The organism is Pseudomonas sp. G11-1 (assembly GCF_024031555.1).
Taxonomy (GTDB): Bacteria; Pseudomonadota; Gammaproteobacteria; order Pseudomonadales; family Pseudomonadaceae; genus Halopseudomonas; species Halopseudomonas bauzanensis.
The window spans coordinates 12,570-24,431 of the sequence record NZ_QEYQ01000004.1 but is presented as its reverse complement, the minus strand read 5'-3'; the positions used below and the strand labels follow the sequence as shown (position 1 = coordinate 24,431).

10 protein-coding genes are annotated in these 11,862 nt (G+C 62.8%); 9 read left to right on the top strand and 1 reads right to left on the bottom strand.

What is annotated here, in order from left to right; all coding sequences use genetic code 11:
• Nucleotides 1-25 precede the first annotated feature (25 nt).
• From cysM to DHB74_RS12330, 9 genes are all read left to right on the top strand, one after another.
• A complete protein-coding gene (gene cysM / locus DHB74_RS12370) occupies nt 26-928 on the top strand; it encodes a cysteine synthase CysM (protein WP_036991242.1) in 903 nt (300 codons plus the stop codon).
• The gene (gene rlmD / locus DHB74_RS12365) at nt 925-2,271 is read left to right on the top strand and encodes a 23S rRNA (uracil(1939)-C(5))-methyltransferase RlmD (RefSeq protein ID WP_280165280.1); all 1,347 of its coding nucleotides are present in this window, start codon (nt 925-927) and stop codon (nt 2,269-2,271) included. Before cysM ends, rlmD begins: the two co-directional genes overlap by 4 nt.
• Before the next feature lie 5 nt (nt 2,272-2,276).
• Nucleotides 2,277-4,523 carry a GTP diphosphokinase gene (gene relA / locus DHB74_RS12360; RefSeq protein ID WP_136869120.1) on the top strand — a complete coding sequence of 749 codons (2,247 nt, stop codon included), beginning with the start codon at nt 2,277-2,279 and terminating at the stop codon, nt 4,521-4,523.
• Nucleotides 4,520-5,338, top strand: coding sequence for a nucleoside triphosphate pyrophosphohydrolase (mazG, locus tag DHB74_RS12355; protein ID WP_074780950.1), 819 nt, complete (start codon nt 4,520-4,522; stop codon nt 5,336-5,338). The genes relA and mazG overlap by 4 nt, the downstream gene beginning before the upstream one ends.
• Before the next feature lie 275 nt (nt 5,339-5,613).
• Nucleotides 5,614-6,261 (top strand): adenylate kinase, encoded by a 648-nt coding sequence (gene adk, locus DHB74_RS12350; protein ID WP_036991240.1) that lies wholly within the window; start codon nt 5,614-5,616, stop codon nt 6,259-6,261.
• A gap of 95 nt (nt 6,262-6,356) precedes the next feature.
• Complete coding sequence (gene tsaB / locus DHB74_RS12345; protein WP_036990937.1) at nt 6,357-7,031, top strand: tRNA (adenosine(37)-N6)-threonylcarbamoyltransferase complex dimerization subunit type 1 TsaB; 675 nt, start codon at nt 6,357-6,359, stop codon at nt 7,029-7,031.
• A gap of 68 nt (nt 7,032-7,099) precedes the next feature.
• A complete protein-coding gene (locus tag DHB74_RS12340; RefSeq protein ID WP_036990935.1) occupies nt 7,100-7,399 on the top strand; it encodes a hypothetical protein in 300 nt (99 codons plus the stop codon).
• A gap of 11 nt (nt 7,400-7,410) precedes the next feature.
• Entirely contained in the window at nt 7,411-8,298 is an 888-nt protein-coding gene (locus tag DHB74_RS12335; RefSeq protein ID WP_499161604.1) for a DUF72 domain-containing protein, read from the top strand.
• A gap of 64 nt (nt 8,299-8,362) precedes the next feature.
• Nucleotides 8,363-9,148 (top strand): class I SAM-dependent methyltransferase, encoded by a 786-nt coding sequence (locus tag DHB74_RS12330; protein ID WP_499161603.1) that lies wholly within the window; start codon nt 8,363-8,365, stop codon nt 9,146-9,148.
• 43 nt (nt 9,149-9,191) lie between these two features.
• Here the strand turns inward: DHB74_RS12330 and plsB are convergent, their stop codons facing one another.
• Nucleotides 9,192-11,660, bottom strand: a complete 2,469-nt coding sequence (plsB, locus tag DHB74_RS12325; protein WP_036990931.1) for a glycerol-3-phosphate 1-O-acyltransferase PlsB — start codon at nt 11,658-11,660, stop codon at nt 9,192-9,194.
• Nucleotides 11,661-11,862 lie beyond the last annotated feature (202 nt).

Here is an 11,862-nt window from a genome sequence, read left to right as displayed (position 1 = left end):
TTTCGCTCTACCTGAAGGATGAATGATGAATAGCGAGTTTCCAACCATTGCCGACTGCATAGGCAATACGCCCCTGGTTCGGCTGCAGCGCATGGCGGGCGAGACCGGCAATACCATTCTGCTGAAACTGGAAGGCAACAATCCTGCCGGTTCGGTCAAGGACCGTCCCGCCCTGTCAATGATTCAGCTGGCTGAGCAGCGCGGTGACATCCAGCCCGGCGATACGCTGATCGAGGCGACCTCCGGCAATACCGGCATCGCCCTGGCGATGGCGGCGGCGGTCATGGGCTACCGGATGATCCTGATCATGCCGGAAAATTCCAGCGACGAACGCAAGTGGGCAATGTCGGCTTATGGCGCCGAGCTGATCCTGGTCAGCAAGGAACAGGGCATGGAAGGCGCCCGTGACCTGGCCGAGACCATGCAGCGCGAAGGCAAGGGCAAGCTGCTGGATCAGTTTGGCAACCTGGACAACCCCGAAGCGCATTATCGTAGTACTGGCCCGGAAATCTGGCGGGACACCGACGGTCGCATCACCCACTTCGTCAGTTCCATGGGTACCACCGGGACCATCATGGGCGTGTCTCGCTATCTCAAGGAGCAGAACCCGGCGATCCAGATTATTGGTCTGCAGCCCACCGAAGGCGCGGCGATACCCGGTATCCGTCGCTGGCCGCAAGCCTATCTGCCGAGCATCTTCGACGCCCAGCGGGTGGATCAGGTGGTGGACATGAGCCAGCAGGAGGCCGAAGAGACCATGCGCCGGCTGGCGCGGGAAGAAGGCATCTTCTGCGGGGTGTCTTCCGGCGGTGCCGTCGCTGCGGCGCTGCGGCTCAATGCCGAGGTGCGTGATGCGATCATTGTGGTGATCATCTGCGATCGCGGTGATCGCTATCTGTCCACCGGGGTATTCGACGACCGCTCATGAACAGATCCCGGGGCAAACCGCGGCGGGCGCCCGATGCGCCTGCCGCCGTAGGACAGCGAATCGAACTCACGCTGGAGCGTCTGACCCACGACGGTCGCGGTATCGGCCGTTGGCAGGGACGCACAGTCTTCGCCGAGGGCGGACTGCCCGGCGAAAAGGTCGACACGCGGGTAGTGCGGGCGCGCAGCAAGTTGATCGAGACCCGAGTCATCAAGGTGCTTGAGGCCAGCCCGGAGCGGCAAGAGCCCGCTTGTCCGCACATTGCCCTGTGTGGCGGTTGCAGTCTGCAGCACATGCCCCGTCAAACTCAGCTGGACATAAAACAGCAGGCACTGGCCCAGCAATTGCAACACTTTGCCGGCCTGCAACCGGAGCGCTGGATGCCGGCCTTGACGGCCGCAGACTACGGCTATCGCCAGCGGACCCGCCTGTCCATGCGCTGGGATCGACAGGCGCAGCGGTTGGTGGTGGGGTATCGTCAGCGCGCCAGCAGCGAATTGGTGGAGCTGACGGAGTGCCCGGTATTGGTGCCCGTGCTGGACGGCGTGCTCCGCGAACTGCCGGCGTTGCTGCAGCAGCTCGACGCCCGTGCCGGGCTCGGTCACATCGAGCTGATCGCTGGCGAGCATCCGAGCATGGTGGTGCGCCATATGCAGCCACTGTCGGCGGCCGATATCGACCGGCTGCATGGGTTGGCAACAGCCCACGGCCTGGTCTGTCGCCTGCAACCGGAGGCCGCGGGCCCAGCGCAGGCACTGCAGCCAGATGCGCCGGAGCCGGCCTACCGGCTGGCCGATCAGCAATTGGTGTTTCGCTTCGCGGCGGGTGACTTCACCCAGGTCAATGCCGAGGTGAATCAACAGATGGTCAACCAGGCGCTGGACTGGCTGGCCTTGCAGCCTGGCGAGCGGGTGCTGGATCTGTTCTGCGGTGTGGGCAACTTCGCTTTGCCCATGGCGCGCGCGGGTGCGCTGGTGACCGGCGTGGAAGGCAGTGCGGAGATGGTCGAGCGCGCCGGCAGCAACGCGCAACTCAATGGCCTGACCGAGGTGCACTTTTTCCAGGCGGACTTGTCGAAGCCGGATGCACTCACGTGGAAAGATGATTATCAGGCAGCCCTGCTGGATCCGCCGAGGGATGGGGCTGCCGAACTCGTTGCCGTGCTGGCACAAAGGAAATTGCAGCGCATACTCTATGTTTCCTGCAACCCGGCCACGCTGGCGCGCGACGCGGGCATTCTGGCGGAAGCAGGTTACCGACTGGCGCAGGCGGGGGTGATGGATATGTTCCCCCAGACTGCCCATGTGGAAGCCATGGCACTGTTTGTGTCAGGCAAGGACTGAACGTAATGGTACAAGTCAGAGCAGATCATCCGATCAATCAGGATGGGACTGTCAATCTCGATGCCTGGATCGAGCGGATCCAGGAGCGTGTGCCGCTGCCCGAGCCCCAGATACTCAGGCAGGCCTGTGAATGGGCCGGTGAGCTGGAGGAGGCGGCCGCCCGTACCGAGCACCGTTGGGCCAACGGTGCCAGCAGTTATCGTACCGGCCTGGAAATGGCCGAGATCCTGGCCGACCTCAAGCTGGACCAGGATTCGCTGGTAGCGGCGGTCATCTATCGAGCGGTGCGCGAGCGCAAGACCGAGCTGGCGGAAGTCGAGCGTTGCCTCGGCCCCAACGTCGCGGCATTGGTCGACGGCGTGCAGCGCATGGCGGCGATCAGCGTGTCGCAGAACCCGCCCAAGGCCAATACCTTCAATACCCAATCCCAGGTGGAAAACCTGCGCAAGATGTTGGTCACCATGATCGACGACGTACGCGTCGCCCTGATCAAGCTGGCCGAACGTACCTGCGCCATCCGCGCGGTCAAGGATGCCGACGACGCGAAGCGCTACCGGGTGGCGCGGGAGGTGTTCGACATCTATGCGCCGCTGGCCCATCGCCTGGGCATCGGTCACATCAAATGGGAGCTGGAGGATCTGTCCTTCCGCTACCTGGAGCCGCACAAATACAAGCAGATAGCCCAACTGCTGGACGAGCGGCGGCTGGATCGCCAGGAATACATCGAATCGGTCATGGCCCAGCTGCGTAGCGAGCTGGAAGACGCGGGCATCGAGGGTGATATCTCCGGGCGGGTCAAGCATATCTATTCGATCTGGCGGAAGATGCAGAAGAAGGGCATTGATTTCAGCCAGGTCTATGACGTGCGGGCGGTGCGGGTGCTGGTCCCGCAGGTGCGTGACTGCTATACCGCGCTGGGCATAGTGCACAGTCTGTGGCGCCATATTCCCAATGAGTTCGACGACTATATCGCCAACCCCAAGGAGAACGGCTACCGTTCGCTGCATACCGCTGTAATCGGCCCCGGCGGCAAGGCGCTGGAAGTACAGATCCGTACCCATGCCATGCATGAGGAGGCGGAGCTGGGCGTCTGTGCGCACTGGCGTTACAAGGGCACCGATGTGGACAGCAACTCCACAGCCTACGAAGACAAGATCGCCTGGCTGCGGCAGGTGCTGGAATGGCACGAGGAAATGGGCGATATCGGTGGTCTGGCCGAGCAGTTGCGCGTCGACTTCGAGCCGGATCGCATCTATCTGTTCACCCCGGATGGCCACGTACTGGATGTGCCCAAGGGCGCGACGCCGTTGGACTTTGCCTACCGCGTGCATACCGAAGTCGGCCACCACTGCCGGGGTGCCAAGGTCAACGGCCGCATCGTGCCTTTGACCTATGTGCTGCAGACCGGTGAGCAGGTCGAGATCATCACCGGCAAAACCGGCGGGCCGAGTCGTGACTGGTTGAACGCCAACCTGGGTTATGTGCACACCTCACGGGCGCGGGCCAAGATCCAGCACTGGTTCAAGCAGCAGGATCGCGAGCAGAACGTGCAGGCCGGCAAGATCATGCTGGAGCGCGAGCTGACCCGCATGGCGCTCAACGGCGCCGACTATGCCAAGCTGATCGAGCGCCTGGGCATCCGCAGCCAGGAAGATCTGTTCGCCGCGGTCGGCTCGGGTGACATCCGCATGGCCCATGTGGTCAACGTTGCCCACCAACTGGTCGAGCCGGACCGCCACAGTGAGCAGTTGGATCTCATCCCGCGCCGCCCGAGCAAGCCTGGGCGGCGCGGCGACGTGCATATCCAGGGCGTGGGCAATCTCCTGACGCAGTTGGCCGGCTGCTGCCAGCCGGTGCCGGGTGACCCCATCATCGGCTATATCACCGTTGGCCGCGGTGTGACCGTGCACCGCGCCGACTGCGCCACCGCCATGCAATTGCAGGACCGTGAATCCGAGCGGCTGATCGAAGTCAGCTGGGGCGGCGAGCCGGTGCAGACCTACCCGGTGGAAATCTTCATCAAGGCCTATGATCGCTCCGGCCTGCTGCGTGATGTGTCCCAACTGCTGGCCAACGAGAAGCTCAACGTGTTGGAAGTCAGCACGCACACCAACAAGGATGACAATTACGCCAGCATGCTGTTGACCATCGAGATTCCCAACCTGCACCTGCTGGGTCGCCTGCTGGCGCGGATTGGCCAGTTGCCGAACGTCTTCGAAGTGCGGCGTAACCGCCAGGAGCGGCGTGCATGAGTTATCAACTGGATGATCTGCTGTATCTGATGGAGCGCCTGCGTGACCCCCAGCACGGCTGCCCCTGGGACCTCAAGCAATCCTTCGCCAGTATCGCGCCGCATACCCTGGAAGAGGCCTATGAAGTGGCTGATGCCATTGCCGAGGAAGATTTCGGCCAACTGGCCGGGGAAGTCGGCGATCTGCTGTTTCAGGTCGTGTACTACGCGCAACTGGGCCGCGAAGCCGGGCATTTCGACTGGAATGACGTGGTGGACGGCATTACCCGCAAGTTGGTGCGACGCCATCCCCATGTGTTCCCGGATGGCAATCTGCGCACCCCGCCGGGCACGTTGCGTCTGGAAGAGCAACAGATCAAGGAACGCTGGGAGCAGATCAAGGCCGAGGAGCGGGCCGAGAAGAGCGGCGCGCCGGAGCATCTATCGTTGCTGGAGGACGTGCCGCGTGCCTTGCCGGCGCTGACTCGGGCGCAGAAACTGCAGAAGCGCGCCGCAGCTGCGGGTTTCGACTGGCCTCAGGTGACTCCAGTGATCGACAAGATTGCCGAGGAACTGGATGAGGTGCGGGAGGCCATCGGCCGGCGCGAACACGACGCCGTCGAAGAGGAGCTGGGCGATCTGTTGTTCGCCATGGTCAATCTGGCTCGGCACTTGAAGGTCGATGCGGAAACCGCCTTGCGTGGCGGCAACGAGAAGTTCGAGCGGCGTCTGCGCTACATCGAACAGCAGCTCACCGCCGCTGGCGAGCGCTTTGCCGATACCCCACTGGAGCGGCTGGATGCACTCTGGGACGATGCCAAGGATGAGGGATTATAAGGTACAGATCTGCGCTTATCCCGCCGCGACATGATGTCGCGGCGGCCATCGAAACCTGAGCTTGCGTCAGGCCGGGCCAGCGCTACAGAGAATGGCGGCGCGCCATTGACAAAGCGCAACCGGCTTGTGCATAACCAGCTCTGCGTGTATGTTGAACCCCCTTTTCGTTTTGCGAAACGGTATCGCATTCTCTGTTTCCACCACTCGGTGGAGCATGCCAGCCTCCGATTGCAATCGTGGGCGGCCCCGGTTTCAGTCAGATTGAGGAGTTCAACATGCGCGTCATCCTTTTGGGTGCCCCAGGCGCGGGCAAGGGCACACAGGCCCAGTTCATTTGTCAGCGGTTCGGTATTCCGCAGATTTCCACCGGCGACATGCTGCGTGCGGCAGTCAAGGCGGGCACCGAGTTGGGCCTGCAGGTCAAGGAAGTCATGGACAGTGGTGGGCTGGTATCGGATGACCTGATCATCGGCCTGATCAACGAGCGCATCACCCATGGCGATTGTGCCAATGGTTTCCTGTTCGATGGTTTCCCACGCACCATTCCCCAGGCTGAAGCCCTGGTCGAGGCGGGTATCGACATCGACCACGTATTGGAAATCGCCGTGGACGACGAGGAAATCGTTGGCCGCATCTCCGGTCGCCGCGTGCATCCCGGCTCCGGCCGCGTCTACCACCTCGAGCACAATCCGCCGCGCGAAACCGGCAAGGATGACGTCACCGGTGAAGCGCTGATCCAGCGTGAAGACGACCAGGAAGAGACCGTGCGCAAGCGTCTGCAGGTGTATCACACCCAGACCCAGCCGCTGGTCCAGTTCTACCGCGGTCTGTCCGAAGCCAAGGGCACGCCCAAGTGCTCCCGCGTGGAAGGCGTCGGCACAGTCGAGGAAATCACCAGCCGGGTTCTTGCTGCCCTGAGCTGATTGCCTCGCACTGCATACCAGGCCCGTGTTGGCTTTTGCCGCACGGGCCTTGTCGTTTGTTACAATCGCCTTTTTGCTCCCACCGTGAAGATCCGATGACTGCCACTCTGCTTGCCCTGGATACCGCCACCGAAGCCTGTTCCGCCGCCTTGTTGCATGAAGGGCGCCTGTTCCATCGTGTCGAGGTGGCGCCGCGCATGCATGCTCAGTTATTGCTGCCGATGATCGACGAGCTGTTGGCCGAGGCGGGTATTGCGCTGGCGCAGGTCGATGCGCTGGTGTTCGGCCGCGGCCCCGGTGCCTTCACCGGCGTACGTATCGCCACCGGCATGGTGCAGGGGCTGGCCTTTGCCATTGGCAAACCGGTGATCGGCATTTCCAACCTGGCAGCGCTGGCCCAGCGGGCCTGGCGCGAACAGGGTGCCGAGCAGGTCTGTGCCGCTATCGATGCGCGCATGGATGAGGTCTACTGGGGCTGCTATCACCTGGTCGATGGGGTCATGACGCTGGCCGGTGCTGAGCGGGTATGCGCGCCGGAACAGGTTGATCTGGCGCCCGAGTTGACCACCCCGGTGGGTGCCGGCACCGGCTGGCAGTATGCCGAGCGCCTGGCGGTGCCGGTGCAGCGCAGCTGGCCGCAGATGTTGCCCGATGCCACTGACCTGATCAGCCTGGCGTTGCCCGCCTGGCGCGCCGGACAGGTACTGGACGCCGCGGATGCCCAGCCGGTTTATCTGCGGGACAAGGTTGCCACACCGAAGGTCGGGTGATTTTGCCTTTTGGGATAACCAGGATTAACCTTGGTCTTCTGTATTACCTGTGGAGTTGATCATCCATCATGCGTCTGGACGGTTACAATCCAGCTTCTGCGCTGCCGGTAAAGCCGTCGCGTCCTGCTGCGCCTGCGGCGGACAACATGGTGCCCAGTGCTCAGCCGGCGACTGCGCCACCGCCGGTCAAGGTCCGTGCGCCAGTGGTGCAGCAGCCCGGCGCCACAGGTGAGTATATTCCCGCCCGCCAGGGCGCGACGCAGCCGGTGCATGGCCATGCCAATCAGGCACTGGCCAGTTATCAGGCCATGGCCAGCCTGCCGGATGCCGAAGCCGATGGCTTCTTTGGTGTCGATCTGTTTGTCTGAAGTCCGTATTCATGTCTGATATCGCTCCCCGCTTGATTCTTGGTTGCCCGTTATGGGCCGAACCGGCCTGGCGAGGTGCGCTGTATTCCAGCGGCGCCGATGCCGACCAGCGGCTATACGAGTATTCCCGGGTGTTTTCCGCTGTCGAGGGCAATACCACCTTCTATGCCATGCCCGCGCCCGAGGTTGTGGCGCGTTGGGCTGAGCTGCTGCCGGCGGATTTCCATTTCTGTGCCAAGTTACCCCGGGAGGTCAGTCATGGTGATCAACTGGACCCACGGAATATCGATCTGCTGCAGTTCTTCCAGCGTATGGCGCCTCTGGAGCAGCGGCTGGGGCCGATCTGGCTGCAACTGCCGGCGCGTGTCGGGCCGCAGCAGCTGGAACAACTGATCCGCTTTCTCGATGCGCTGCCGACGCACTATCGCTACGCCGTCGAGGTTCGCCATCCGGATTTCTTTCGCAAGGATGACAACGAGCGGCAGCTCAACCGCCTGCTGCATGAACGGGGCATCGAGCGGGTCATGTTCGATAGTCGCGGCCTGTTCGCCAGCACCGCCACGGATGCAGCAACCCTGGATGCCCAGCGCCGCAAACCACGGCTACCGGTTCACGCCGTTGCCCTGGCCCAGACGCCGACGGTGCGTTTCATCGGCGGCATGGATAATCAACAGAGTCTGCGCTGGCTGGAGCCCTGGCTTGCCAAGTGCGCGCAATGGCTGAATGAAGGCCGCAGCCCGATCCTATTCATGCACACCCCGGATAATTGCCTGGCGCCCGAGCTGGCACGGCTATTTCATGCGCGCTTGCAGGAACAGCTGCCTGAGCTGCCGCCCATGCCCGCCTGGCCGGGCGAGCAGCAATTGCTGGAATCGCCGCAGCAGGGCGGACTGTTCTGATCCGCCGCCGGGGTTGCGGTAAACTACCCGGCCATTTTGCCGTTCAGGAATTCGGACTCTATCCATGACTGACTCACCTTGCCGCGTGGCGGTTTGCTGGCTGTCGCCGGAACTGGAGCAGCCAGCGCAGGCATTGGCGATGCACCTGCAATTGCCGGTGCTGCCAGCCGGCAGCAGCCAGGCAGAATTGCTCTTGCAGGTCGGCAGCGATGGCCTCAGCTTGCTGGCCACCGCTGCCGATGCCCCGGGCGCGGTGCGGGTGGACTTTGTCGAGGGCGCTCTGGCCCATCGTCGGCTATTTGGTGGCGGGGCAGGGCAGATGGTCGCCAAGGCGGTGGGGCTGCGTGGCGCGGTGCGGCCGACAGTGCTGGATGCCACCGCTGGCCTGGGGCGTGATGCCTTTGTGCTGGCCGCGTTGGGGTGTGAAGTGACGCTGATTGAACGCCAGCCGATCATTGCCGCGCTGCTCGAGGACGGCCTGCAGCGTGCCCGTCAGGCGGGAGGTGAGGTGGCTGAGATCGCCGCGCGCATGCAATTGCTGCAGGCTGACGCCATCGAGGCCATGGCTAACTGGTCAGCAGCAGTGCCCCAGGTCATTCACTTGGACCCGATGTTTCCGCACCGGGACAAGTCGGCATTGGTGAAAAAGGAGATGCGCCTGTTCCGCCCGCTGGCTGGCGACGACCTCGATGCCCCGGCACTACTGGCCGCTGCGCTGCAACTGGCCAGCCACCGCGTCGCCGTCAAACGCCCGCGCAAGGCACCGGCCATCGATGGCCCGCCCCCCAGTGCCCAATTGAGCGGCCAATCGAGCCGCTATGATATCTACGGCAAGAAGAAACTGGAGTAAGCGGTTTCTGTAGATGACGGTATGGGGCAGCGCACACGGGGGGCTACCCTGCGCTGCGGGCCACTTGGCGGATGGACAGGCGGATTTCGGCACTGAGGACGCGTTTGGCGGTGCTCTCGGCGATATCTTCCAGCTCCGGTTGGTAATGCAACCGACCTTCGTTGTCGGTGCTCAGTACCTCGAAGGTCTGCAACCGTTGGATGAATTGGCGGAACAGGGTCTTGTCGAAGAACTCCGGGGCGTTGAGTCCATGCAGGATCGACAGGCGCTGGGCCATGACGGTGCACAGCCCCTCCAGCTGCTCGGCGGTGAGGCTGCCGTTGGGGTTGTTCAGCAGCAGCGCCGCAGCCATGTAGAAGCGTTCCAGCATCTGGATGATGCTGCGAGCCAGCAGGGTGAGCAGCACGAACTCGCCGGAGGCGGTATCCGGACGGTGGATCTGCTCGTTCTCCTCGCGCAGCAGGCCACGCCCGACCAGGCCGTCCACGTAGCGGCTGATGATCTCCGGCAACTCCTCTTCACGCCAGTGCAGAAACAGCTCGCCTTGCAGATAGGGATAGAGCGCGCTGACCAGCCGCTCGATCTGCTCACGACTCATGCGTGCGTTGTTGAGGAACAGGCAGGCGATCAGCGCTGGTAACGCCACCAGGTGCAGAATGTTATTGCGATACCAGGTCATCAGCACCGCTTGGGGTTCGTCGAGAAACAGGATCTCACCCAGCGCATCGGACTGGCGACCTATCATGCCCATGGCTTCCACATGGCTGATCTGCTCGGCGCCAGCGAGCGTCGGCAAGGTGACATTGGCGCTGTAGGGCACATCACCCAGCAGGCCGGTGAAGGTGTCCAGAGTGCGGGACAGCGTCGCCTCATCCAATGCCAGACGCCGGGTCGAGAGCATGGCCAGCGCCACCAGGTTGACCGGGTTGGCATCCGCCGCCGCGTTGATCGCCCCGCCGAGGGTCCGTGCCAACTGGTTGGTCACATCCGGTAGCCAGTCTGGTTTGTATTCGGGGGCGTTGTGCTGATCACGCCAATCGGGCTGGCGCTGATCGAGAAAATCATTCAGCGCCACTGGGCTGCCGAAGTTGAGTGCCACTTCGCCGAAGCGCAGCTTGAGAGCGGACAGTACCCGGAACAGATCGAAGAAGGACTCCTTCTTCTTTTCCTTGCCGCGCAGCTCGCCCAGGTAGGTACGACCTTCCAGCACTCGCTCGTAACCGATGTACACCGGCATGAACACGATGGGCCGGCGGGATGAACGCAGGTAGCTGCGCAAGGTGATCGCCAGCATGCCGGTCTTGGGGTCGAGCAGGCGGCCGGTGCGCGAGCGCCCGCCCTCGATGAAGTACTCGACCGGGAACCCACGGCTGAACAGGGTATGCAGGTACTCATTGAATACCGCGGTGTACAGCTGGTTGCCGCGAAAGCTGCGACGCATGAAGAAGGCACCGCCACGGCGCAGAATGCTGCCGATCACCGGCATGTTGAGATTGATGCCGGCAGCGATGTGCGGCGGGGTCAGACTGCTGCGGACCAGCAGGTAGGACAGCAGCAGATAGTCGATATGGCTGCGATGACAGGGCACATAGATGATTTCATTGCCGCGGGCGATGTCCTGCACGTTTTCCAGATTGTTGACCTTGATGCCGTCATACAGCTTGTTCCAGAACCAGGACAGGACGATTTCCAGAAAGCGGATGATGCTGTAGGTGAAGTCCGAGGCGATCTCGTCGGCATAGCGGGCGGCACGCTGGCGGGCGCGCTCTTCGCTGATGTTCTGCTCGACCGCCTCGCGGGCGATGGCCGCGCGTACCAGTGGCCCGTGCATCAGTCCTTTCAGTAGCGTGCGACGGTGGGACAGGTCGGGGCCGACCACAGCGCCGCGCTGGTGCTTGAAGTGCACGCGCAACAGGCGGCTGACCTTGCGCAGGTTGCGGTTGTGGCCAAGGTTTTCATCGGCCAGTTCCCGCAGCGACAGCGGCTCGCCGAAGCTGACGCGGATCTTGCGGCCATGTACCAGGATCGCCAGTAATTTGCGCAGTTTGCCGCCCACCCCCCAGTTATGTGCGAACAGCAGCTTCAACGGCGATGATTCAGCATCCGGCGACAGGCCCCAGAATACGCTGACCGGGACTATCTTCACCTCGGGAGTGACCCGCAATTCCACCGCGGTGAGGGCGCGCAGCAACCGCGGCGAACGCTTGCGCGGGTCGGGGCGCCCGCTCCAGGCCAGTTCGCTGGTGAGATGGAAGTAGGCGGACTCTTCCTCCAGCGCACCGCTCGGCGGCATGACCGGCCGCGGCAGGCCGGCCCGTCGGCATTCCTGATCCAATACCAGCAGATCGGAATAGGATCGCCCGGGCAGCACATAGAGAATCGGCTCGCCACTGGCCGGAGCGATCTTCGCCAGCGGATTGCCGATGCTCTCCGAGCGGGCCCACAGGTACAACAGGCGGCGCATCAGGCCGAAACGCAGGCGGCTGAACAGGGAGGGTTGGGCTGATGGCATGGGCAATCTCTGAAATGACAGGCAACGAGCGGCGATTCTACCGTTTTTCAATACTTTGTTACATTCGCCGCTGTATAGCCGGGTCTTGAAACGCCGCAGGGATATGCCCATATCAGTAAACGGCAGGATAATTTGCTCGCCACAGGAACACCTATTGGCTCTGGTGATGGACCGGTATCTGCGGAACCAGTGCAGGCCTGAA